The organism is Streptomyces sp. R35 (assembly GCF_041053035.1).
Taxonomy (GTDB): Bacteria; Actinomycetota; Actinomycetes; order Streptomycetales; family Streptomycetaceae; genus Streptomyces; species Streptomyces lutosisoli.
The window spans coordinates 9,260,049-9,282,545 of the sequence record NZ_CP163440.1; the positions used below are offsets into that span (position 1 = coordinate 9,260,049).

At 72.2% G+C, this 22,497-nt stretch carries 22 protein-coding genes and 1 pseudogene; 12 read left to right on the plus strand and 11 right to left on the minus strand.

Going from position 1 to position 22,497, the window contains the following annotated elements; genetic code table 11:
• Positions 1–98: 98 nt before the first annotated feature.
• Positions 99–1,508 (plus strand): phytoene desaturase family protein, encoded by a 1,410-nt coding sequence (locus AB5J50_RS41650; RefSeq protein WP_369263799.1) that lies wholly within the window; start codon positions 99–101, stop codon positions 1,506–1,508.
• Complete coding sequence (locus tag AB5J50_RS41655; RefSeq protein WP_369263800.1) at positions 1,505–2,014, plus strand: O-acetyl-ADP-ribose deacetylase; 510 nt, start codon at positions 1,505–1,507, stop codon at positions 2,012–2,014. Before AB5J50_RS41650 ends, AB5J50_RS41655 begins: the two co-directional genes overlap by 4 nt.
• Positions 2,015–2,374: 360 nt before the next feature.
• On the opposite strand, the gene AB5J50_RS41660 is transcribed toward AB5J50_RS41655, so the two are convergent.
• Entirely contained in the window at positions 2,375–3,664 is a 1,290-nt protein-coding gene (locus tag AB5J50_RS41660; RefSeq protein WP_369263801.1) for a hypothetical protein, read from the minus strand.
• A 101-nt stretch (positions 3,665–3,765) separates the two neighbouring features.
• Between AB5J50_RS41660 and AB5J50_RS41665 the strand changes: the two genes are divergently transcribed.
• The 3 genes from AB5J50_RS41665 to AB5J50_RS41675 all read left to right on the plus strand — a co-directional run bounded on the left by AB5J50_RS41665 (position 3,766) and on the right by AB5J50_RS41675 (position 8,697).
• Positions 3,766–5,511 (plus strand): FHA domain-containing protein, encoded by a 1,746-nt coding sequence (locus tag AB5J50_RS41665; RefSeq protein WP_369263802.1) that lies wholly within the window; start codon positions 3,766–3,768, stop codon positions 5,509–5,511.
• Positions 5,508–7,094 (plus strand): serine/threonine-protein kinase, encoded by a 1,587-nt coding sequence (locus AB5J50_RS41670; protein ID WP_369263803.1) that lies wholly within the window; start codon positions 5,508–5,510, stop codon positions 7,092–7,094. Before AB5J50_RS41665 ends, AB5J50_RS41670 begins: the two co-directional genes overlap by 4 nt.
• A gap of 82 nt (positions 7,095–7,176) precedes the next feature.
• Entirely contained in the window at positions 7,177–8,697 is a 1,521-nt protein-coding gene (locus tag AB5J50_RS41675; protein WP_369263804.1) for a hypothetical protein, read from the plus strand.
• Positions 8,698–8,741: 44 nt separating this feature from the next.
• Here the strand turns inward: AB5J50_RS41675 and AB5J50_RS41680 are convergent, their stop codons facing one another.
• From AB5J50_RS41680 to AB5J50_RS41690, 3 genes are all read right to left on the minus strand, one after another.
• A complete protein-coding gene (locus AB5J50_RS41680; protein WP_369263805.1) occupies positions 8,742–9,113 on the minus strand; it encodes an SgcJ/EcaC family oxidoreductase in 372 nt (123 codons plus the stop codon).
• A 26-nt stretch (positions 9,114–9,139) separates the two neighbouring features.
• Positions 9,140–9,853, minus strand: a complete 714-nt coding sequence (locus AB5J50_RS41685) for an SDR family oxidoreductase (RefSeq protein WP_327433210.1) — start codon at positions 9,851–9,853, stop codon at positions 9,140–9,142.
• Positions 9,854–10,048: 195 nt separating this feature from the next.
• Positions 10,049–10,975: a LysR family transcriptional regulator gene (locus AB5J50_RS41690; RefSeq protein ID WP_369263806.1), complete on the minus strand. Its 927-nt coding sequence runs from the start codon at positions 10,973–10,975 to the stop codon at positions 10,049–10,051.
• Positions 10,976–11,200: 225 nt separating this feature from the next.
• Here AB5J50_RS41690 and AB5J50_RS41695 point away from each other — a divergent pair, with 225 nt between their 5' ends.
• The 3 genes and pseudogenes from AB5J50_RS41695 (at position 11,201) to AB5J50_RS41705 (ending at position 12,559) form a co-directional block, all read left to right on the plus strand.
• A complete protein-coding gene (locus tag AB5J50_RS41695; protein WP_327433212.1) occupies positions 11,201–11,503 on the plus strand; it encodes a muconolactone Delta-isomerase family protein in 303 nt (100 codons plus the stop codon).
• A 21-nt stretch (positions 11,504–11,524) separates the two neighbouring features.
• Positions 11,525–11,812 (plus strand): annotated as a pseudogene (locus AB5J50_RS41700) (MFS transporter); the annotation flags it as partial.
• A gap of 105 nt (positions 11,813–11,917) precedes the next feature.
• Positions 11,918–12,559 (plus strand): GPP34 family phosphoprotein, encoded by a 642-nt coding sequence (locus AB5J50_RS41705; RefSeq protein WP_369263807.1) that lies wholly within the window; start codon positions 11,918–11,920, stop codon positions 12,557–12,559.
• A 100-nt stretch (positions 12,560–12,659) separates the two neighbouring features.
• Here the strand turns inward: AB5J50_RS41705 and AB5J50_RS41710 are convergent, their stop codons facing one another.
• Complete coding sequence (locus tag AB5J50_RS41710; RefSeq protein ID WP_327433214.1) at positions 12,660–13,280, minus strand: TetR/AcrR family transcriptional regulator; 621 nt, start codon at positions 13,278–13,280, stop codon at positions 12,660–12,662.
• Between the two features lie 153 nt (positions 13,281–13,433).
• Here AB5J50_RS41710 and AB5J50_RS41715 point away from each other — a divergent pair, with 153 nt between their 5' ends.
• Positions 13,434–14,291, plus strand: coding sequence for a hypothetical protein (locus AB5J50_RS41715; RefSeq protein ID WP_369263808.1), 858 nt, complete (start codon positions 13,434–13,436; stop codon positions 14,289–14,291).
• A gap of 7 nt (positions 14,292–14,298) precedes the next feature.
• Here AB5J50_RS41715 and AB5J50_RS41720 read toward each other — a convergent pair whose 3' ends face one another.
• Both AB5J50_RS41720 and AB5J50_RS41725 read right to left on the minus strand, forming a co-directional pair.
• Positions 14,299–15,198: a M48 family metalloprotease gene (locus AB5J50_RS41720; protein WP_369263809.1), complete on the minus strand. Its 900-nt coding sequence runs from the start codon at positions 15,196–15,198 to the stop codon at positions 14,299–14,301.
• Complete coding sequence (locus AB5J50_RS41725; RefSeq protein WP_369263810.1) at positions 15,195–15,578, minus strand: BlaI/MecI/CopY family transcriptional regulator; 384 nt, start codon at positions 15,576–15,578, stop codon at positions 15,195–15,197. The genes AB5J50_RS41720 and AB5J50_RS41725 overlap by 4 nt, the downstream gene beginning before the upstream one ends.
• A 179-nt stretch (positions 15,579–15,757) precedes the next feature.
• On the opposite strand from AB5J50_RS41725, the gene AB5J50_RS41730 reads away from it, so the two are divergent.
• From AB5J50_RS41730 to AB5J50_RS41740, 3 genes are all read left to right on the plus strand, one after another.
• Positions 15,758–17,260 (plus strand): hypothetical protein, encoded by a 1,503-nt coding sequence (locus tag AB5J50_RS41730; protein WP_369263811.1) that lies wholly within the window; start codon positions 15,758–15,760, stop codon positions 17,258–17,260.
• The gene (locus AB5J50_RS41735; RefSeq protein WP_369263812.1) at positions 17,257–18,228 is read left to right on the plus strand and encodes a lysylphosphatidylglycerol synthase domain-containing protein; all 972 of its coding nucleotides are present in this window, start codon (positions 17,257–17,259) and stop codon (positions 18,226–18,228) included. Before AB5J50_RS41730 ends, AB5J50_RS41735 begins: the two co-directional genes overlap by 4 nt.
• 121 nt (positions 18,229–18,349) lie before the next feature.
• A complete protein-coding gene (locus AB5J50_RS41740; protein ID WP_369263813.1) occupies positions 18,350–19,180 on the plus strand; it encodes a hypothetical protein in 831 nt (276 codons plus the stop codon).
• On the opposite strand, the gene AB5J50_RS41745 is transcribed toward AB5J50_RS41740, so the two are convergent.
• The 4 genes from AB5J50_RS41745 to AB5J50_RS41760 are packed head-to-tail and all read right to left on the minus strand — an operon-like array spanning position 19,161 to position 22,494.
• Positions 19,161–20,531 carry a sensor histidine kinase gene (locus AB5J50_RS41745; protein ID WP_369263814.1) on the minus strand — a complete coding sequence of 457 codons (1,371 nt, stop codon included), beginning with the start codon at positions 20,529–20,531 and terminating at the stop codon, positions 19,161–19,163. The genes AB5J50_RS41740 and AB5J50_RS41745 overlap by 20 nt on opposite strands.
• The gene (locus tag AB5J50_RS41750) at positions 20,528–21,190 is read right to left on the minus strand and encodes a response regulator transcription factor (protein ID WP_327433221.1); all 663 of its coding nucleotides are present in this window, start codon (positions 21,188–21,190) and stop codon (positions 20,528–20,530) included. The genes AB5J50_RS41745 and AB5J50_RS41750 overlap by 4 nt, the downstream gene beginning before the upstream one ends.
• A gap of 9 nt (positions 21,191–21,199) precedes the next feature.
• Positions 21,200–21,838 (minus strand): phosphatase PAP2 family protein, encoded by a 639-nt coding sequence (locus AB5J50_RS41755; RefSeq protein WP_369263815.1) that lies wholly within the window; start codon positions 21,836–21,838, stop codon positions 21,200–21,202.
• Entirely contained in the window at positions 21,835–22,494 is a 660-nt protein-coding gene (locus tag AB5J50_RS41760; protein WP_369263816.1) for a DedA family protein, read from the minus strand. The genes AB5J50_RS41755 and AB5J50_RS41760 overlap by 4 nt, the downstream gene beginning before the upstream one ends.
• Positions 22,495–22,497 lie beyond the last annotated feature (3 nt).

Genomic DNA, 22,497 nt, shown 5'->3' on the forward strand with positions numbered 1-22,497 from the left:
GCGTTCTCAACCGCCCGCGCGGCCAAGGCTGTCAGTCCTCCGGCATATCCTGAACTTCAGAGGCCATCGGCTGACAAAGGAGTCCGAAGGTGCCGTCGATGCTCGATGTGGTCGTGGTGGGTGCGGGGCCCAACGGACTGACCGCTGCCGTGGAGCTGGCCCGCCGGGGCTTCTCCGTGGCCGTGTTCGAGGCGCGGGACACCGTGGGCGGGGGAGCGCGCACCGAAGAGCTCACACTGCCCGGTTTCCGGCACGACCCGTGCTCGGCGGCGCATCCGCTGGGCGTGAACTCGCCCGCGTTCAAGGCGATGCCCCTGGAGCGGTACGGCCTTCAGTGGCTGCACGCCGAGCTGCCCATGGCGCACCCGTTCCCCGACGGCACGGCGGCGGTGCTCTCGCGGTCGGTGGCGGAGACCGCGGCCTCGTTCGGCCCACGCGACGCCGGTGCGTACCGTCGGCTGGTCGCACCCTTCCTGCCCAAGTGGGACACGCTGGCCCACGATTTCATGTCGCTGCCGCTGACGGCGCTGCCCCGCGACCCGGTCACCCTCGCCCGCTTCGGCCTCGTCGGACTGCCGCCGTCGACGTGGCTGACGCGACGCTTCCGCGACGAGCGAGCCAAGGCCCTGTTCGCCGGGCTCGTGGCGCACGTCATCGCCCCGCTCGACGGCATCGCCACCGGCGCCGTCGGCCTGGTCTTCGCCCTGGCCGCGCACGCCGGCGGCTGGCCGGTCGCGCGCGGCGGCTCCCAGTCCATCTCCGACGCGCTCACCGCGTACCTCAAGGATCTCGGCGGCACCGTCCACACCGACTACGAGGTCAAGCGCCTGGACGACCTGCCGCCCGCGCGCGCCTACGTCTTCGACACCTCACCCACCGCACTGGCCCGGATCGCGGGCTTCGGGCGGTACTACGAGCGCTACCGCTACGGGGCGAGCGTCTTCAAGATCGACTACGCGCTGGACGGCCCCGTGCCCTGGACCGCCAAGGAGGCCCGCACCGCCGGGACCGTGCAGGTCGGTGCGAGCAGCGCGGAGATCAGCACCGCGCTGCGGGCGGCCTCCCGCGAGGGCCGGGCGCCCGACGCGCCCTTCCTGATCACCGTGCAGCCCAGCGTCGTGGACCCCTCCCGGGCGCCCGACGGCAAGCAGGTCTTCTGGGTGTACGGGCATGTTCCGAACGGCTGGACCGGGGACCTCACGGACGCCGTCGAGCGGCAGCTGGAGCGCTTCGCGCCGGGCTTCCGTGACCGCGTACTGGCCCGCGCGACCGCGGGGCCGCGCGAGCTGGCCGCCCGTAACGCCAACTATGTGGGCGGTGACATCGCCTGCGGCGCCGCCTCCGGGCTTCAGCTCCTGCTGCGCCCCAAGCTGTCCCTGTCCCCGTACAGCACCCCGCACCCGGCCGTCTTCCTCTGCTCCTCGGCCACCCCGCCGGGGCCCGGCGTGCACGGCATGTCGGGGCACAACGCGGCGAAGGCCGTCTGGAGGAGGCTGAGGCAGCCATGACCACGATCACGCTGGTCCAGGGCGACATCACCCGGCAGAGCGTCGACGCCATCGTCAACGCGGCGAACTCCTCGCTGCTCGGCGGCGGCGGAGTCGACGGAGCCATCCACCGCCGTGGCGGCCCCGCCATCCTCGCCGAGTGCCGGAAACTGCGCGCTTCCCACTACGGCAAGGGCCTGCGCACCGGCCAGGCGGTCCCCACCACCGCGGGCGAGCTGGACGCGCGCTGGGTGATCCACACCGTCGGCCCGCGTTACTCCCACGAGGAGGACCGCTCGGCGCTGCTGGCCTCCTGCTACCGGGAGTCACTGCGGATCGCCGACGAGCTCGGCGCCCGTACCGTGGCGTTCCCGGCTGTCTCCGCAGGTATCTACGGGTGGCCCATGGAGGACGCGGCACGCATCGCCGTGGAGACGGTGCGGGCGACGGAAACATCGGTCGAGGAGGCCAGGTTCGTCCTCTTCGACGAGCGGGCGTACGAGGCGTTCGCCGCGCAGGTCGGCTGACCTCGACATGGCCGGTCTTTGCCGTTCTCTTTTGTCGTGATGCCCAGCTGAGTTCCCCCTCTGCCTGCCGCGAGGGCCGGTGCGCGCCAACGCCTTGTCCAGCAAGGGTGCGCCACTCCAGGCCTTGCGCGGGTCAGGGTGTCGCCCCTATAACCATCCTGCATGGTTCGGTGGGGATGGCCGGAAATGGCAGTCAGCCACCGACCAGGGGGGTCCCCAGCTCCGCCGGGATCAGCACCAACACGCGCAGACCGACGGAGACATGAGGACATGACCGACGACGCCTTTCGCGATGCCATGACCCGCCTTGCTGTCGACCCGGCTTTCAGGGCCCAACTCGACGGCGACACTGACGACATTTCACGAAGACTTGGCCTGACGCCCGAGCAGGTCGCCGAGCTCCGTCGGCTTCGTGTCGAATCCGGCACCGCCGAGGGGCCGGGCACACTCGACGCGAGGCTGTCCAAGTCGTCCCTCTTCTTCGGCAGTGCGGCACACGCGCTGGCGCACCACGACGCGTCCGTCGACCACGCGCCTGTCGAGCACGGGGCGCACGATGCCGGGGCCGGCGACGCCACGGCGCCGCACGTGGGTGAGGCCGACCCGGGCGACTATCGGGACGGGAGCGGCGCGCTTGACCACGGTGCGTCCGACTCCGTCAGTCTGATCGGTGGTCAGCTCGACAACACGGCCCTGGGCAGCGGAGATGCCCTGTTGGGCGACCCCACCGGTGCGGGCGAGTTCGGCGAGTTCGGGGGCTTCGGCGGCGAAGGTGCGGGCGGCTTCAGCGGTGGTGAAGACGGCTTCGGCGCCGGGGGCGCGGACGGGTTCGGCGGAAGTGAAGGCGGCCTGGGCGGCTTCGGGGGTTCCGGCGGTGGCTCTGAAGGTGGCTTCGGGGGCTTCGGCGGTGGCTCTGAAGGTGGCTTCGGCGGCTTCGGTGACGGTGGGGGCGGCGGGGCGGAGGGGAACTTCGGCGGCTTCGGGGGGCACGACGGGGGCGAGGGCGGCTTCGGCGGTGGTCACGGCGGGGGCGACGTCGGTGAGTTCGGCCACGGCGGCATCTATGAGCGCGGCGAAGGCGGAGACGGCGGTGGTGAGGGCGGCGGCGAAGGCGGTGGCGGCGAAGGAGGCGGCGGCGAGGGCGGCAGCGGGGGCGGCGGCGACCAGGAGAACACCGGCCGGCGACCCGGCGGTGGCGAAGGCGGCGGCGGTGGCGGCGGTGAAGGCGGCGGCGGAGGCGAGGGCGGCGGCGGGGGCGGTGGTGACGAGGGCTCCGGTCACGGACACGACGGCGGGTCCTCCGGCGGTGGTGGTGAGGGCGGCGGCGACGGCGGTGGCGGCGAGGAGGGCGGCGGCCACGGACACGGCGACGGTCCCTCCGGCGGTGGCGGCGGTGGCGGTGGCGAAGGAGACGGCGGAGGCGGCGGCAGCCAGGAGAACACCGGCCGTCGGCCGGGCGGCGGTGGCGAGCCCGGCGGCGGTGGCGGTGAAGGAGACGGCGGCGGCAGCCAGGAGAACACCGGCCGGCGCCCCGGTGGCGGTGGTGAGCCCGGCGGTGGTGAAGGCGGCGGCCGCGGGGGTGTCCTCGGCGGTTCCGAGAGCATCCGCGGCGGCGTGACCGCCCCTGGCGCGGGTGGCATCAGTACGCATCTGTCGCCTTCCGGCCCCGGCACCGCCGCACCCGGCGGTGGCTTCTCCGACGGCACGTTCACCAGCGGTTCCGGAGCGGGCTGACCCGAATGTTGTGCCATGTGTGTCGCGTTCACGTACGGCGCGACTTCCCGTACTGCCTGCACTGCGGCACGCTCCGCCGGGGTGCGGCGCCGACGTCGTTCGCCGCGCCCCAGCTGCGCGGCGTCGACGATCCCGCACTGCTCGTACCGCTGACCGGTCCGGTGACGACGCTGGGCCGGGACGCGGACAACGACGTCGTCCTTTCCGACGGCAGCGTGTCGCGCCGGCATGCCCGGATCGTCCGCACCGAGGCAGGCTTCCGGATCGAGGACCTGGATTCGTTCAACGGCACGGCGGTCGGCGGAGTCGACCTGCACGGAGGCTCGGCGCGCCTCGCCGACGGCGCCCACCTGTCCGTCGGTGATGTCCGCCTGGTGTTCGAGCAGCCCCGCGATGCCCGGGTCGGCTCACGCACCATGGTCGTCGGCACCCAGCTGACCCAACTGCCCACCGCCCTCGAGGAGGAGGTACCGGAGGCGACCGGGCCCCTCACCGCGCGACCCCGCCGCCGCTCGGGGTGGGCGCTCAAGCAAGTACCCACGGACCGCGGTGAACCCGGCTGGGTGCTGAACAACACGCGGACAGGCGTATATCTGCGGCTGGACGAGCGCGAGGTGTTCCTCTGGAACGCCGTCGACGGCGAGAACACCGTACGGGATCTGCTGTTCGCCTACGCGGACCGCTTCGGTGAGCTCGCGCTGCCGCGGATCGAGGCCGCGCTGGCGGCGTTCGCGGACGCGGGACTGCTGCGAGGCCTGCCCGGCCGTCCCGGGGAGGAGCAGACCAAGGGCTGGCGGCGGGCAGGGCGTGCGCTCTACCGGGCCTTGCTGAAACTTGAGGTGTCCGTACCGGGCCTCGACGGCGCCGTGGCCCGCCTGTACAGCGCGTTCGGCTGGCGGTTCTTCACCAGGACCGGGGTGACGCTCGTCTGGCTGTCGGTCGTCGGCGGTCTCGTCGCGTTCTTCACGGCGCAACGACGCCAGCACCTGCTGGACTTCGGCGGAGCCGGCGTCTGGGGCCCGGTGACGCTGGCCGCGGGGTACGTCTCGGCCCTGATGCTGCATGAGCTGACGCACGCGCTGGCCGTGAAGTCGTACGGCCGCAAGGTCCGGCGCGGCGGGTTCCTGCTCATGATGGGGATGCCCTTCGCGTTCGTGGACACGAGCGACATGTGGTTCGGCTCCCGCTGGTCGCGTGTCGTGGTGGCGCTGTCGGGACCGGTCTCGACAGCGGCGCTGGCCGGCTGGTGCGCGGTGGGCGCCGCCTGCCTCCCGGCCGGTCCGGCCTCGGCCGTGCTGTTCCACCTGGCTTTCGGGCTGTACCTGAACACGCTCTACAACTTCAATCCCCTGATGCCGCTGGACGGTTACCAGGCGCTGACCGACGCGCTGCGGGTGCCACGGTTGCGCGAGGAGGCGAGCGCCTACTTCCGCAGGGGGCTCTGGCAGGACCTGCGGGCGGGCCGCCGGCCCGGACCGCGCCAGACGGGAATGGCCGCCTACGGTCTCGCGGTCGTCGCCGGTACGTACGGCTTCCTGGTCCTCGCCCTGCTCGCCTGGCGTTCCCGGATGGGGGACCTGCTGGACGGACGGGTGTCCGCGCCCTGGGACGCCCTGATCGAGGCGGTCGTGGTCGCCCTGGTGGCCTTCCCGGTGTGGGCCGCACCGGTGCGATGGCTGATACGCCTGGTGAAGCGGCGGCGCGAGGCCGGCGGCCGTCCGGCGTCCGTGCCGGCCGGCGCGGCCGTGGAGGGGGCGGCATGACGGCAGGTGCGGACGGCGCCGGCGAGTGGGCCGTGCCCGGCTACCTCGCAGTGCGGACGCTCGGCGAGGGCGCCGGCGGCCGCGTCGTACTGGCCCGGCACGCGGCGACCGGCGTACCCGTCGCCGTCAAGTACCTGAGTGACCGTCTCCGTGACGACCAGGAGTTCCTGGCCCGCTTCCGGGCCGAGGCGCGGCTGCTGGGCGATCTGCGGCACCCGTGTGTCGTACGGCTGTACGAGTACGTCGAGGCACGGCAGGGTGCCGCGATCGTGATGGAGGCGGTGAACGGAGTCAGCCTCCGTGAACTGCTGCGCGCGCGGGGGGCGACCGGTCCGGAGGCCGCCCTGGTCCTGCTCAAGGGTTCGCTGCTGGGGCTCGGTGCGGCCCATACGGCGGGAGTGGTCCACCGCGACTACAAGCCGGAGAACGTGCTGGTGCGTGCCGACGGTTCGAGTGCGCTCGCCGACTTCGGGATCGCCGTACGGGCCGGCCGTGAGACGGAGGCCGCGGGCACGCCCGCCTATATGGCGCCCGAGCAGTGGCGTGGTGAGCCCGCGGCACCGGCGGGCGACGTGTACGCCGCGGCGGCGGTGTTCTTCGAATGCCTGACCGGTCGGCGGCCGTTCGCCGGTGACGATGTGACGGCGCTGCGCCTGCAGCACCTGAGGGCACCCGTGGCGCTGGACGACGTACCCGATCCGGTCCGTGCCCTGCTGCGCAGGGGCATGGCCAAGGACCCGGCGGACCGGCCCGGAATCGAGGCGTTCCTCGCCGATCTCGAACGGGCCGCCACCGAGGGGTACGGCGTCGGCTGGGAGGAGCGCGGACGCCGTCGGCTCGCTGAACTTGCCGCCCTGGCAGCCCTGTTGTTCCCGTTCGCCATCACACCGGCCGTCTACGAAGCCTCGCGCGCGCTGACCGTACTGGGCCGGCTGAAGCGCGGCGGCTGGAAGGCGGCTGCCGGGGCCGCCGCGCTGGCGGTGGTCGCCGGCGCGGTGACCGCCGCGACAGCCGGCCCGCACGACACGACGACGACCGCGGCCAGTTCCACACCGACGGGATCCTCCGGTACGACCCCGTCCTCTCTCTCCTCCCCCTCCGCCGCTCCGTCCGGCTCGCCCGGGACGACCCCGTCCGCGGCCGACGGATCACCGTCCGGTACCCCTTCGGTGGGCCTGTCGCCGGGGGAAACACCGGCCACCCCGTCGACGAGCGTCACACCGCCCGTCGCATCGTCGTCCCCGACGACCGGAACCTCGGCCCCGCCGACCCCGGGCACGGTCACGGTCACCATCGGCTCCTGGAGCCGCGGACAGAACCCCGGCACGCTGATCGCCGACGTCACCGTCGGAACGACCGGTACCGGACCCCTGACGCTGACGGCGGACTTCTATGTCAACACGCCAGCCGATCCCTACGGTTCCCAGACCCGGACGCTGTCGGGCAGCACGCAGTACGCGGTGAGCTTCGAGGCCGACTTCTCGAACCACCCGTGCAGGGGCACGTGGATCGTCGCCCTCACGAGCAGTCCCCAGGCCGCGGACGGGACACAGACGGCTTCCGTGGACGCGCCGCCGTGCTGAACGGCGACGACGTCGAGGCGCCGGTGCCGTACATCGAGGAGAGCAGATCGACACATCGACACATCGAGGAGAGCGGATCGACATGACGACAGCCGCCGTGGTCGCCGGGCGTCCTCTTTCCGACTGGTCACGTGACACCCGCTGGGGCACCTGGTACGCCCTGTGCCCGGAGTCCGCCGACGCACCGCCGCTCGGCGCGTTGCGGATCGACCGCGCGCTGCTGACGCCGCAGGGAGCACGCGAGCGGCTGGCGAGCGCGGTGCTCGCCGTGGGCAGGCTCCGGCTGCCCGGTGTGCCGGCCACGGTCGACCTCGTGGCGGAGGCCGGGGAGGTGTGGCTGATCACCGCGCGGCCGCCGGTTCCCACGCTCGCCGACCTTCTGGCCGCCGAAGGCCCCCGACCGGACGCGGGCAGCGTGGCGAGCGTCCTCAACGAGACCGCCCAGACGCTGCTCGCCCTGCACGCGACCCGACTGGCCCACGGATCGCTCACCGTGGACAACGTCGTGCTCGCCCCGGACGGCACCGCCCTGCTCGCCGAGTCGGCGCTGGGCATCGCGCTGGGCGACGACATGCCCTCGGCATCCGCCCAGCGCGCCGACATCGCTGCCTGGGCCGCCGTCGCCCGGACACTGGGTGACGCCTGGGCGGCGGCGGGTACTCCGGAGGCGGACCTGTTCGCCCGCTGTGCCGCCACCGCCGTGTCCGACGGCCTCGTCGCCGCCCGCGCGGTCCTCGTCGCCGGGCGCGAGGTCCTCCCCGCGGACTTCCTGCTGCGCACCGCGCTCCGCGCGGCGGCAGCCGCCGCGTCCGCGGACCTCACTCCGCCGGTGACGCGGGACGCGCCGCCTGCCGTGGGGGATACGGCCGGCGAAGCACCCACTGCCCCGGACCCCGAGACCGTGGTCCCGGGGCGGGACGACCATGCCGGATTCCCCGCTGTGCCGGACACACAGCTCACGGTGCCGGGGCGGGCCGACCGCGTCCCACGCCCCGCCGCTCCGGACGAGCAGGCCACCGTCCTGGGCAAGCGAAACCGCACCCCCGACGCGTTTCGCGCACCAGCCACGGAAGGAGACGGGGACGACGGCATCCTGCTGCGCTTCGGCCCCGGCGTCCCGGCCGACGAGCAGGAGACCCTCCGCGCCCTGTGGCGGGCCGCTGCCCCGGCACCGGCCCGTGAGCGACGACGGCGACGCGCCTGGTTCGGGGCGACCGTGGTCCTGACAGCCCTCGCCGTCGTGGTCTGGCTGTTGCTGCTGCGCCCGACCGCCGGACCGACGGTCACGGCCGCCGAAGTCCAAGCGCCCACCCGGCAGTTGCACTGCGGCCAGACCGCCGACGTCATGGGCGTCCTGACCACCGACGGTCGCCGAGGTCCGGTGACCTACCGCTGGCTGCGCAGCGACGGTCATGACTCCGGTGAGCTGATCCACACGGCCCGCCGTGGCGACCGGAGCCTCACCGTTCACCTGCGCTGGACCGTCCGCGGCTCCGGCAGCTTCCAGGGGACCGCCCGCCTCCAGGTCCTGCACCGGAGCGGCTCGGACAGCGGAAGCGCTCCGATCGAGGCGGAAGGCAGCTTCAGGTACTCCTGCCCCTGAGACGTGGGTGAACCCTTCCACGACGGTGGGGACCGCATGTCCCGCTAGCCGAGCTTCGAGACCTGGTAGTGGCTGATGTACCAGCCGTCCTCCAGGCGTGTCACCAGTACGCCGAGGTTGACGCCGAGGGTGGGCCGGTCGGTGAAGGCGAAGTCGACGTCCAGATAGCCCAGTACGAGGTCGTCGGCGGGGCGCCTGGTTTCGAGAATCCGATACGTGGCCGTCGTTCCGAGGGGCTGGGAGTCGTAGTAGGCGGCGATGCCCGGCCTTCCGACGCTGTAGGGGTGCAGTCCTTGGAAGATCGCGTCTTCGGTGAACTGGTCGGCGACCCGCTGCGGTTCGTGCCCGTCGACGGCGGCCTTCCACCGGTCGAGGACGTCACGCAGGATCGCCTCACTGTCTGTCGTTCTGTTCATCGGGGTTCTCCTCTCGGCGTGTGTCTTCAGTGGCCGGCGCTCATGCCACCGTCGACGTGGAGGATCTCGCCGGTGACGAACGGGGCGTTCTCCAGGTAGATCACCGCGTCGACGATGTCGCTCGGCTCGCCCATCCGGCCGACCGGATGCAGGGCGGCGAGAGCCTCATGGGTCTCCTCGGGGTGCATGGGCGTCTTGATGGTGCCGGGTGAGACGGCGTTGCTGCGGATGCCGCGCGTGGCGTACTCGATGGCGAGGGACTTGGTGGCGGACTGCAGTCCGCCCTTGGTCAACGAGGCAAGCACGGAGGGGACGTTGGAGTTGGCGTTGTCGACCAGGCTGGTGGTGACGTTGACGATATGGCCGTCACCGTGGGCGAGCATGTGCTCGATGGCCAGCTGGGTGATGCGGAAGAAGCCGGCGAGGTTCACACCGGTCACGGCGGCGTAGTCGTCCTGGGTGTAATCGGTGAAGGGCTTGGCGACGAAGACGCCCGCGTTGTTGACCAGGGTGTCGATACGGCCGAATCGCTCGATGCCGGCGGCGACGGCGCGTTCGGCGGTGGCGGGGTCGGCGATGTCACCCTGGACGGTCAGGATGCCCGCGTCGTCGGAGGGTTCGATCGTGCGCGAGATGGCGACGACGGCGTGGCCGAGCTTGCGGTAGGCGTCGACGAGGCCGGCGCCGATGCCCTGCGAGGCGCCGGTGATGACGGCGACCTTCTGGTCCTGAGAGCTCATGATGATCTTCTCCGAGATGAACGAGATGAACGAGAGGGAGTGGGAGCCGGAGCCTCCCGACCGGCTCCTCGATTACTAGCCGACCGGTCGACTAAGTGGAAAGTAGGTCGCCCGGCGAGACGAAGTCAAAGGTCGGAAGGGCCCAGCCCAGGACCGCTTTCCTCCCTGCTGTGAGGCGTGGCCTTCCAGCGCAGGTCAGCGGGACCGGTGCGGATCGCCCTCGGGCAGCCAGGCGTCCGGGGCGTGGATCCCGAGGTCGCCCACGCCGTCGCAGAGGGCGTCGATCACGGCGAGCACGGCGGGGCGGTCCTCGCCCTCGCGCCAGACCAGGGACCAGGTCCAGTAGATCTCCGGTGCGACGACCGGGCGTTGGACCAGGTCGTGCGGCAGGGGAGTGGTCTGGCCCTTGGGGGAGTTGACGACCGGGCGGCCGCTGCGGCGGACGTGGTCGAAGAACGCGGGTCCGGTGATGCCGCCGTCCGAGATGCGTACCGCGCGGGCTCCGGTGTCCCGGGCCAGCTGCTCCCCGTAGACGTTCCAGGACGACCAGGAAGTGGTGTCGTCGTCGAGGAGGACGACGGTGTCCCGGGCGGGCACGTCGCTCGTGTCGTCGCCGGTGGCAACGGCGTAGAGCCGGTCGGCGCCGATGAGCCGGGCGTGCAGGCCGCTTCGCTCCAGGTCCTCGGTCCGTACCCAGCACACCGCGAGGTCCAGGCCGCCGGCGGCGACTCGGGCGGCCTGCGTGTGCGAGGGGGCGATCCAGGCGTCGATGTGGAGTTGGGCCACCGCGGCGGTGCGCGCGGTCAGGTCCGGCGGGAGCCAGTTGACGTAGCCGAGTCGTACCGGTTCCGATCCGGACAGCCGACCGGCACGCCGCTGGAGATCGTCTGCCCGTTCGAGCAGGGCGCGGGTGTGCGGGAGCAGGGCCGCACCGGCCGGGGTGAGGGAGACCGAACGGCGGTCGCGGTCGAACAGCCGTACGCCGAAGTCGCGTTCAAGCGCCTTGATCTGCTGGGACAGGGAGGGGCCCGCGATGAGCAGGCGCTCCGCGGCCCGGCCGAAGTTCAGTTCCTCGGCGACCGCGACGAAGTACCGCAGTTGGCGCAGCTCCACGCCCGTCATGCTACGTCGGTGCGAGGCCGCGCCTCCCAGCAAGGAGGAAGCCGGTCATGGCGGCACACCTGGTGCGGGCGGACGATGAGGACAGGGAAGTCCGACGGCCCGACCGCGGCGGCTGACCGCCTCTCGGACACCACAGGCCACCGCCGACAACACAGGGCACCGTCAACGATCACCACCAGCGGCGCTCCGGTCCCCGCCGGACGCCCCGTCGAGCGGAGCGGGACCATGCGAGAGTTCCTGGTCGAGATCACCACCACCGTCCCCGAGGGCACCAGCCAGGACGAGGTCGACCGGCGGCGCGCCGCAGAAGCCGTCCGTGCCGGGGAACTGGCGGGCACCGGCAACCTGGCGCGGCTGTGGCGCCCGGTCGGTGAGCTGCGCAGCATCGGCATCTGGCGGGCCGCCGACGAGGACGAGCTCCACGAGAAGGTGCTCGGCACGCTCCCGCTGCGCCCGTGGATGACTCTCACCGTCACCGCACTGGAGTCCCACCCCAACGACCCGGGCCGAAGCGACGCCACGCAGTGACGGCACGCCTTTCCGTTTCCCGCCCTCGCAGCGGGGGCGCACCTGCGGTTCCCCCGTTCCATCGGGCTCCTGACCGCCGGATAGTCCGTCGGCCAGATCTTTGGCCCCCTGGCTGTCACGCCACTGCTCCACCGCGGATACCAGCAGGCCCCGGTCCTGGCCGCCGTCGTGGTCCTCGCGGCAGCCACGGCCGCCGCCGTGCTGCGTATCGGCTTCCCGCGCGACATGGTGGTAGTACGAGACGCCGCCCCCGTACGACAGTCCGCGCCGGCGGAAACCGTCCCGGACGCGGACGGGCGCGGTGCCTGACGGAGCCGAGCCGCGGTCGGCCGGCCGTTCGCGGTTCCGGTCCCCGGAGAGACGTGCCGCCGATGCCCCCGACCCGCCACCGACGCCTCAGACGTGGAGCCCGTCATGACCACACCGCAGGACCTGTTGATCGTCACCATGGATGTCGAGTCCAGCCGTCCTGTCGATCCGGGCGACCTGTCGCTGGCCCTCGCGGGAGCCGAACTGGTCGACCTCCTCGACGCCCAGGCCATCACCCTGGACGGCGACCGCATCGTGCCCGGCCCGCACTGGACCATGAGTGACCCCCTGTTGGGCGAGGCCGTGTCGTCGTTCACCCGGCAGGCGCCGTACGAGTCCGTCGAAGACTGGCTGTGGCGGCGGGGCCGCGGCCTTTCGGCGGCCTACCGCGCCGTCCTGCACGCGGAAGGAAACGTCACCCGGCGACGCCGCCGCTGGATTCCCGTCCGGACCGGTCCCACGGCTCTGGTCGACTCGCCGGCCCGTCGCCACGCCGCCGACCGCTGGACGTCGGGCGACCCCGTCCTCGCAGGCTTCGCGGCCGCCGTGGGCATCCACCATGAGCCGACCGAGCCGACCGAGCCGACCGAGCCGACCGAGCCGACGGAAGAGCCCGCGAACCTCGCCGACGACGCGGTCGTGACCGTACTGGCCGCCGTCCACCACGCCGTGACGGAACTGGAAGGCGTACGGCAACGGCGAAGCGTCGAAGATGCGGCCTTCGACAACATCTGGCGAGGCCAGTGAGGCGCAGCCATGTCGACGCGATGCCTTCGCCCGCAGCGGCGGGCCACCGGGTGATGGTGATCGTCCCGTGCCCGCGCGGTCATGGCGCGACCCGGAGCCGTCAGACGCCGGCCACGGCCTCCCGCGGTGCGCGCGCGCCGAGCAGGGCCAGGCAGTTCGCCCACAGGGGGCCGAGCCGATGGGTGCTGTTGTAGAGCTTGGCGAACAACACCTGGCCCTCCAGCTGGGCGACCACCGCCCGTGCGGCCTCCCGGGTGTCGGTCGCGGTGATCTCCTTGCGCTCAAGGGCCTCGGCGATGACCGAGTCGACCAACTCGACCTGCGCGTCGAAGATCTCCTGTAGCCGAGCACGGATGGCCTCGGTGTGGTTGCTCAACTCCAGGGTGAGGTTCCCGAACAGGCAGCCCGAGACGGTGCCGCAGCCCTGCTGGCCGGCGCGCTGGCCTGCCTCTGTCTCCTCGAACAGCAGGCGCAGCCGTTGCAGTGGTTCCTCGCCGCTGTTCAGGATGCGTGTCCAAGTGCGCTGCTGGCCGGCCCAGTGCTCGTCGATCACGGCCAGGGCGAGAGCTTCCTTGGAGGCGAAGAAGTAGTAGAAGCTGCCCTTGGGTACGCCTGCCGTCTTGCAGATCTCGGCCACGCCCAAGGCCGAGTAGCCGCGCAGCTCGATGAGCGATTGCGCGGCGCTGAGGATCTTCTCCCTGGCGTCGCTGGTCCGTCCCATGGGGCAAGTGTACGACCGGTCGTCTATCGCCCATATGGGTTGGTATGCCCGTGTGTTCAGGATGCGTTCAGGATGTGACTGCCAGGTTGATCATCATGCCGTCGAGGCATGTGCTGTGCACCGCTGAGCCACCCCCCACAGGAGAATTGAACATTGGACAAGTCGGAACTCTTCACCGATCCCAGTGTCACCGGTCCGAGTGTCGCCGATCCCGGCACGTACGTGATGAAGAAGCTGCCGGAGGTGACCCTGGCCTTCTGGGTCATGAAGATCGCCGCGACGACACTCGGCGAGACGGCGGGCGACCTCTTCGCCCAGACCCTCAAGCTGGGCTACTTCCTCACCACCATCCTGCTGTTCCTGATCTTCGTGATCACGCTGGTCGTGCAGCTCAGGTCACGCCGGTACAACCCGTTCTTCTACTGGACCGTGATCCTGTCGACCAGCATGGCCGGCACCACGATGTCCGACTTCATGAACCGTGACGCCAGCGCCAAGTACCTCTCGGGCGGCGCCACTTCGCTCGGCTGGGGGCCGCAGGGCCTCGGGCTCGGGTACCCCGCGGGTGCCGCCATCCTGATCTCGCTGCTGATCGTCATCTTCACCGTCTGGCGGATGACCGGGCAGACGTTCGTCATCCGCGACATCGTGACCTTCCGGGGCGAGGCCCTCTTCTGGGCGGCGATCCTCGTGTCGAACACGCTCGGCACCTCCATGGGCGACTTCCTGTCCGACAGTTCCGGACTCGGCTACGCGGGCGGTGCGCTGCTGGTGGGCGGCGTACTCGCGGTGCTCCTGGCGCTGACGCGCGTGCCGGTCGTGCCGAATGTCCTGCTGTTCTGGTTCGCCTTCGTGCTCACCCGCCCCCTCGGCGCCACGGCGGGTGACTTCCTGACCAAGCCCGTCGCCAAGGGTGGTCTCGACCTCGGCACGGCGGGCTCCTCGGCCGTGCTCTTCGCGATCCTCATCGGCCTCATGGGCTACGCCCATGTCAAGGAGCGGCGGTCGTAACGGGTGACTACCAGTCGGGCAGTGTCTCGGCCAGCAGTCGCAGCAGGTCGCCGGTGGCGTCGACCGCGCCGAGCGTGGGCAGCGCGCCCAGGGCGAGGACGGCCGCCCCGATGGGCCACAGGTCGGGCGGCGGAGCCGTCTGCAGCGCCGCGATCCGGCGGGTGACGGCATGTTCGGAGAAGTGCAGGGCGCAGCCCGTGCGGGCGCGCTGGGAGATGAGGGCGGCGCGGGCGAGGGCGCGCGCGGTGGTACGGCGGTCGCCGACGCTGCCCGCGGCCACCTCGTCGGCCCAGCGCTCCAGCAGGAACGTGACGGTGGTGCGCACCGGCACGAGCAGCGGGTTGGCCACGGCCGCCAGGGCGACGGCGGTGGACAGAGCCGAGTGGCGGTGGGTGAGATGAGCGCGCTCGTGGGCCAGCAGGACGCGCCGCTCCGCGGGCTCCAGCGCGCCGAGCATCGCGGCCGTGACCAGGATCCGGCCCGGCGTCCCGGGGATCGCGAAGGCGTGCGGCGTCGAGGAGGCGGCGACGATGAGTTCGCTGTCCGGCGGGTGCCCTTCGCACAGCCGGAGCAGGACCCGGCGGGTCGCGAGTTGCGCTCGTACGGCATGGCAGAGCCGGAAGGCGATCACGCCGAGGGCGGCGACCGCCACGACGGCGATGGTCTCCGGGACGGGCTCGGGCAGTGCGCGGCCTTCCTCGCTGGCCTCCGCGGCCACCGAGGGGGCCCGGTTGATCAGCGTGGCGGAGAGCAGGAGCAGCGCCCAGGTGGAGGCGGCCGCGGTCAGTACGGCCGCGACGGTGAGGACGCGGGCCGCCAGTGCGGGCGACACGCGCCTGCCCACCTGCGGCGCGACGGCGGGGAGCAGCAGCGACAGGACGATCGGGACGTAGACGTCGATCCTCATGGCCCGTTCCCCCCGAGGAGGTCGCGCAGGGCCTCTTCCTCCTGGGGGCTCAGCCCGGTGACGAACTGCTGGAGGGCCGCGATCGGGTCGGGTCCGCGGTCGAGTGCCTCGTGCATGGCCTCGGCGGTCAGCTCGGCCGCGTTCTTGGCGGGCCGGTACGCGCCGCGCCGTCCGTCCACGTCACGCAGGACCAGCCCCTTGTCGTACAGGCGCTTGAGGATGGTGTGCACGGTGTTGTAGGCGAGACCACCGCCGATCTCGGCCTGGATCTCGGCGGGCGTCAGCGCGTCGTCGGTGGCCCACAGGGTGGCGAGGACTTCGCTCTCCAACTCGCCCGCGCTGCGCCGTTCCGCTCTGCTGTGGGGGCCTGTGCCAGCCATGTCCGCCACCTTACAGCGCGTAGGGGCACGCGGACCGATGCGGACATCCGGATGGCCTTCCCGGCCTGCACCGGTGGGCGGTACGCGCTAATTTGGCGGTGTTTTCCCGACTCCCTCCCTCACCCTACGTCTTGTAGGGTGAGGGAAACCCTACATCTTGTAGGGCTGAAGGGTGGACGATGGTCAAGACCTTGAACGTCCCGCTCGTCGGCGCCAGGCGCCACGGCCCGCCCCCGGCTGCCCGTGGGTCGAGACGCCCCGGCGGCGAGCACTGGCTGGTCCTGGTCGCGGCCGCCTTCACCCTGGCCCAACTCGTCCTCGTACGCCCCGGAATGGGCCTCGGCTGGGACGAGACCGTGTACGTCAGCCAGATCAGCCCGCACGCCCCCGCCGCGTTCTTCAGCGCACCGCGCGCCCGCGGCGTCCCGCTGCTCGTCGCGCCGATCGCCTCCTGGTCGTCGTCCACCACGCTGCTGCGGGTCTACCTCGCCCTGCTGTCCGGACTCGGACTGTTCCTGGCGCTGCGCGTCTGGCGGGGGCTGTTCCCGATCCGCGTCCTGGCGTCGGCGGGCGCCCTGTTCGCGACGCTGTGGGTGACCCTGTTCTACGGCCCGCAGGCCATGCCCAACTACTGGGTCGCGATCGGCGCCCTGGCCGGCGTCGGCTGCTTCCTGCGCGCCCAGGCGGACCGCTTCGACCGGGCGGCACTGTGGGGAGCGGGCCTGAGCACCGCCCTGATGGCGTGGATGCGGCCCACCGACGCGATCTGGGCGACCCTGCCCCTCCTCGTCCTCGTCGTGGCCGTCCGCCGATGGCGCCGGCCACGACTGCTTCTCGCACTCGTCGCGGGTCTGGTGGCCGGAGCGGGCGAGTGGATCGTCGAGGCGTACGCCGGCTACGGCGGCCTCGGCCAACGGCTCGCCGACGGCTCCCGCATCCAGGGCGGGCTCGGCTGGAACATCGCCGTCGGCGACCAGATGCGCAGCCTGGGCGGACGCGCGCTGTGCCGCCCCTGCACCGGGGCGATGCCGAACCCGGTGGTGATGGCGTGGTGGTTCGTCCTGCCGCTGCTCGCCGTCCTCGGACTAGTGATCGCCGTCAAAGCCCGGCGCACGGCGGGCACCCTGCTGCTTCTGGCCTGCGCCACGACGGCGGGCGTCCCCTATCTGTTCATGATCGGATACGCCGCCCCGCGCTTCCTGCTCCCGGTCTACGCCCTCCTCGCCATCCCGGTCGCCGACGCCCTCGTCCACCTGGTCACCGCCCCGGGCCGGGCCTGGCGCCCGGTGGCCGTGACCCTGGTGGCGCTCGGCCTCGCCGGACATCTGGCGGTGCAGTTCGCGGTGCTGCAAGCCACCGTGCAGCGCACCACCGTCACCCACCGGGGCTGGGCGAGCACGGCGGCCGAGCTGCACCGGTTCGGCGTACGGGCGCCCTGTCTGCTGACCGGCCATCAGGCCGTCCCGATCGCCTTCTACGCCGGCTGCTCCTCCGCCGCGACCAGCGGCCACAACGCCAACACCACCCCGTCGGCCATCGTGCGGGCCGGACAGCGCGAACCGGTCGCCGTGCTCACCACCCCGGCAGGACGCCCGCCCGCGTACGCCCGCGACTGGGCCCCGCACCGCGCCGGTGACCTGCGTGTCTACGTCGCCCCAGGGGCCGGAGGCGGAACGGTATGAGCCTCCCGCCCAGCGCCCCTTCGACAGCCGGCACCGGTCCGGCGTCCACCAGAGGCCCGGTGTCCGTCGGCCGACGGCTCTCCTGGCACGCCGGAGTCACGCTCGTCGTGGTGGTGTGCGCGGCGTATGCCGCCCGGCGTCACTGGCCGGTGATCGAGACCGGAGCGGGCCGGCTCGCCGGCGCCGACCGCGGCTGGCTGCTGGTCGCGACCGCCGCCACCGTGGCGACCTGGGCGTGTTCGGCGCTCGCCCAGCAGGGCGCGGTGGCCCGGCCGTTGCCCACCGGGCGCCTGGTGGCGGTGCAGTTCGCGGCTTCCGCCGCCAACCACGTGCTGCCCGCCGGTATCGGGGCGGGCGCCGTCAACCTGCGCTTTCTGACCCGGTGCGGGCTGCCCGTCACCCGGTCGGCGACCGCGCTCGCGGTCAAGGCCACCGCCGGGACCGTGGTGCGAGGCTGTCTGATCGCCGCGCTCGCGCTGGCCTGTCCCGGCGCGCTCCGCCTCCCGCACGTCTCCGCGACGGTATGGGTGGTGACGGTCGCGGTGGCCGCCACCGTCGTGGTCCTTGTGGCCGGGCCGCTGCGGCGCGCGCTGCGGGCCGTGCTGGCGGACGTCAGGGCCGTGCACGAAGTTCCCGCGCGGGCGGCCGCGTTGTGGGGCGGCTCCCTCGCCTTCGCCTCGCTGCACGCCGCCGTGGTCATCGCCGTCACCCAGGCCATCGACCTGCCGCTGCCCCCGGCCCAGGTGGCACTGGCCTACCTCGCCGCGAGCAGTGCCGCCGTGCTGCTGCCCACCCCCGGCGGCTTCGGCTCCCTGGACGCCGCACTCGCCCTGGCCCTCACCCTCGCCGGAGCACCGGGCAGCGCGGCGGCGTCCGCGGTCCTCGGCTACCGGCTGCTGACCGTGTGGCTGCCGCTGCTCCCTGGGCTGCTGGCGCTGGGAGTGCTGGTGCGCCGCCGGGTGCTGTGAAGCACCGTACGGATCAGGTGAGTTCGAAGCGGTCACCGTGCCCGGCCGTATGCCAGGAGTGATCCCGCACGCGGTCACGCAGTCAGGATGTGTTCAGACTCCGGCTGCCAGGGTCGGCCTCATGACTGAGACTTCTGAGACGTCCGGGGCGTATCTCCGCACCGAGGCCGCCCCCGGCCACCGCCTGCGCTGGAACAAGGTTCCCGAGGTCACCGCGTTCTTCTGGATCATCAAGGTGCTCTGCACGACGGTCGGCGAGACTGCGGCGGACCTTCTGAACGAGAAGCTGAACATGGGCCTGACCGGCGTGTCGCTGCTGATGAGCGCGCTTCTGGTGGTGGTCCTCGTGGTCCAGTTCCGTACGAAGGCCTACAAGGCCGGCGTCTACTGGCTCGCGGTGGCCCTGATCAGCGTCGTCGGCACGCTGATCAGCGACAACCTCACCGACAACCTGGGCGTGCCGCTGGAGACCAGCACCGCCGTGTTCGCCGTCGCCCTCGCCGTGGTCTTCTTCGTCTGGTACCGCCGCGAGCGGACCCTGTCGATCCACAGCATCGACACGACCTCCCGCGAGGCCTACTACTGGCTGGCGGTGCTGTTCACCTTCGCGCTGGGCACCGCGGCCGGTGACCTCGTCGCCGAGAAGATGGCTCTCGGCTACTGGGTCTCCGCCGTTCTGTTCGGCCTCGCCATCGCCGCGGTCGCCGTCGCGCACTTCGCGCTCGGCCTGAACGCCGTACTCAGCTTCTGGATCGCGTACATCCTCACCCGGCCGCTGGGCGCCTCCGTCGGCGACTACCTGTCGCAGCCGACCGGCGACGGCGGCCTGGGCTTCGGCACCGTGGTCACCAGCGTGCTGTTCCTCGCGGTCATCCTCGGCCTGGTCGTGTACCTCTCGGTCACCCGCCGGGACGTCACGGACGCCGACCGGCTCACCCCGCGGGAAGGCTGACCACGAACGTCGCGCCCGAGGTGTGCCGCTCGTCGTGGTGCACCTCGCCGCCGGCGGAGCGGGCCAGGCGTCGCGCGAGCGGCAGCCCGAGGCCCGCTCCGCCGTGTCCGTCCCCGGGATCGGCGCGGCGCCCCGGCTGGAAGAGCTCCGCCGCGAACGACGCGGGTACGCCGGGACCGTCGTCCATGACCTCGACGCGTACGCCGCCCGGGCGGGCGCCGGCCCGGATCTCCACCCGGCTGTGCGCGTGCCGCAGCGCGTTGTCGAGCAGGGGGCTGACGATGCGCTCCAGGAGGGCGTCCGGCACCCCGGCCGACAGTGCGGTGGCCCGCCCGGTGACGACGACCTTCACCTCCTCCGCCTCCTCCGTCTTCGCCGCGCGGTCCGCGAGCCGTCTCAGCACAGGCAGCACGTCGGTCGTGCCCGGGGCGGAGGCCGCGCTGTCGCGGGCGTCGTCCAGCAGCGTGTCGCAGATCGTGCGCATGGACTGGGCGGCGTCGGCGATGGCCTCGTGCGTGGTCCGGGTGTCGGCGGCGGAACGGGGCCGGGCCTGCCACCAGTCGAGCTCGGCGATGATCCGGGCGAGCGGATTGCGCAGCTCGTGCGACAGCTCCCGGGTGAGCTGCTGCTCATGCCGCAGCAGCGCGCGGATGCGGTCCAGGAGCGCGTCCAGCGACCCGCCCAGCTGGGCGAGTTCGGTGGGCCGGGCCACGCTCCCGAAGCGTTCCTCGGAGGCTATGGCGCTCCACTGGGTGGCGTGCTCGGTCATGGTGCGCACGGGACGCAGCGCGCGCCCCACCGCCAGACGTGTCAGCGCGTACGTACAGGCCAGCATCACGGCGTCGAGCGCGAGCGACGCGAGGAGCAGGGCGTCGGCCGAGCTGCGGTAGGGGGACAGGTCCAGCGCGGTGACGACGGTCGCGGCGCTCTGGTCGCCGGGCACCGGCCGCGAGCACAGCCGGACCGCGCCGTGGGCGTGGGCGGTGACGCAGTGCCGGCCCGCGCGCGCGGCCAGTCGGTCGGCGGCGCGGGTCAGCGGGCCGGTGGCGGTGGCGGACGGGGGCTTTTCGAGGAGCCGGTCGCCCGCGTAGATCCATACATTCGTGTCGAGGAGTTCCTCGCCCGGTGTCTCCAGCACACGCACCTTGGGACCGCTGGCATCGATGGTCGCGGCGACGGCGGCGCCCCGCGTACGCAGTTCGTCGTCCGCCTGGTGCTGAAGGTGGCGCTGGACGACGGTGTTGAACGTGACGGTGAGGATCACCATCAGCAGCGTGGCGGTGGTCAGCGCGACCAGGGAGAGCCGGCCCCGCAGGGTGCGCGGCCACGACCGGGAGACGAACGCCCTCATGACAGGCGGTGCCCGATACCGCGCGCGGTGGTGACGGTCAGCTCGCTGCCGCTGTCCCGGAGCTTGCGGCGCAGCCGGGTCAGATACTGGTCGAGCGTGTTGTCACTGACCTGGGCGCCCTCGGGCCAGCCCGCCCTGATCAGCTCCCGTCTGCGCACGATGTCCCCGGACGCCGCCATGAGCGCCGCCAGCAGCCGGAACTCGGTGGGAGTCAGGCCGACCCGGGTGCCCTGCACGGTCAGGCTGTGCCCGACCGGATCCAGGACCAGATCACCGGTCGTCGCGGTCGGGACGGAGCCGGTGCGCTTGAGGGCCGCCCGCAGCCGGGCGGCCAGTTCCGTGAGATGGAACGGTTTGGGCAGATAGTCGTCGCCCCCGGCCGAGAAGCCCGCCAGCCGGTCCGTGAGGTGATGATGGGCCGTCAGGAAGATGACGGGGGAGAGGAAGCCACCCGCCCGGAGCGCCTGGCACACGTCGCGTCCGTCCGCGTCGGGCAGCCCGACGTCGAGCACGGCCGCGTCGACGTCGTCCCCGGCCAGCCGCAGCGCGGTCGCGCCGTCCTGCGCGGGCACGGTGTCGAAATCCTCGTCCCGCAGTCCGCGCAACAGGACGTCACGCAGGGCGTGATCGTCCTCGACGACCAGGATCCGGTGCCGCATGCCTCTCCCTCACCTTTTCTCGTACGGCGTTGCCCCGGCGAGTTGTGGCGCGACCAGCAGGGGTCTCAGCGGTGATCCCGTGAGGCGGTGCGCCAGCGTCTCGGGGACCCGCCGCAGCGCCGCCGTCAGCAGCATCGCGATCAGTGTGCCGACCAGGACCCCGGCCACCACATCGTGCGGGTAGTGCACGCCCACCCAGACGCGCGACACGGCCATCGCGCAGGCGGCCACCACCGCGACGGTGCCGAGGCGGCGGGAGACGAAGAGCAGGGCGACGGCGGCCGCGGCGGCGATGACCGCGTGATTGCTCGGGAACGACCAGTCACCCGGCGCCGGACACGCCTCCAGCGTCTTCACCCGCAGGCTCTGACAGGGCCGGTCCTCGCGCACCAGCATCTTGAATACGGAGTTCACCGCGTACGCCACGACCACGATCACCGGCACGGCGAGCGCGATCAGCGCGGCCCGGGCGCTCACCCGCCGCGCCTGCCACCAGCCCAGGAGCATGAACACGGCGAACAGCCCGAGCCCGTACGTCGACCAGGCGGACACCAGTCTGTCCAGCCACGAGGGGGAGTCCTGGGCGAGGTCCAGCACGTAGGTGTAGGCGGAGCCGTCGATCGAGGAGCCGTCGAACGCGAGGATCATCCCTGGACCCCCTTCTCCGCGGTGGCGGCCCGGCGGGAGCGGTAGAACTCGGCGGCGAGCGGGAGCAGGGACACGATGACGATCAGGGCGATCATCGGGAGCAGATACCGGTCGACGTTCGGGATCGACGAGCCCAGTGCGTATCCGCCGAGTGTGAGGCCCAGGCTCCAGACGAGTCCGCCGATCACCTGCCAGAGGGTGAACGTCCGCACGGGCACGTGCAGCGCGCCCGCCATGGGGTTCAGGACCGTACGCACCACGGGGACGAAGCGGGCCAGCACGATCGCCTTCGCATGGCCGTAGCGCTCCAGCAGCTCTTCGGCGCGCTGGGCCCCCGCGTGCAGCCGGGGCGAGCCGCTGCGGGCGAGCAGGGCGCCGCCCGCCTTCCGTCCGAGCAGGTAACCGCACTGCGAGCCGGCCAGCGCGCCCACCGCGGCGGCGACCAGGAGCGGGCCCAGCGACAGCTTCAGGCCGCCGTGACCGGACCCCGTGCACAGCAGGCCCGCCGTGAACAGCAGGGAGTCACCGGGCAGGAAGAAGCCGATCAGCAGGCCGGTCTCCGCGAACATCACGACACCCACGCCCAGCACACCGAAGGCGGCGAGCAGGGACTGCGCACTGAGAACATTCACGGCGAGCTGTGACGCTGCGAACATGGA